This window comes from Faecalibacterium sp. DFI.5.82 (assembly GCF_029076575.1).
Classification (GTDB): Bacteria; Bacillota; Clostridia; order Oscillospirales; family Ruminococcaceae; genus Faecalibacterium; species Faecalibacterium duncaniae.
The window spans coordinates 1-354 of sequence record NZ_JARFIS010000167.1 but is presented as its reverse complement, the minus strand read 5'-3'; the positions used below and the strand labels follow the sequence as shown (position 1 = coordinate 354).

Genomic DNA, 354 nt, shown 5'->3' with positions numbered 1-354 from the left:
GAGTATTTTCAGTATGAGGTGATCGGCTGAACCTCTCCTTCATCCCCTATTAGGGAAGCTGGTGCGAAGTGCCAGAGAGGTTCGCCAGCGCCGCCGCCAGCAGCATTCCGATGGGTGCGCTGATCCAGCTGGACATCCAGAAGCCTGCAAAACCGATGCGGGGCACCAGGTTCACACAGGCCAGCAGGTTCAGGGCGATCTGCCCCAGGCTGGAGGCCAGATACAGCCCCATCTTCTGGGCACCGCGCAGGCGGGCCTCGAACAGTTGCTTCTGTGCCACAAACAGGTAGGTCACCGACTCAAAGGCCAGCATGGTGCAGCCGTAGCTGGCCGCTGCCGGGTCGGTGGTAAAGA

General features: G+C 61.0%; 1 protein-coding gene. It reads right to left on the bottom strand.

Annotated features, from left to right (window positions below; genetic code table 11):
* Positions 1–49 precede the first annotated feature (49 nt).
* Positions 50–354 (bottom strand): hypothetical protein (locus P0G09_RS16085; protein ID WP_275253162.1); only part of this gene is annotated, 305 nt, incomplete at its 5' end.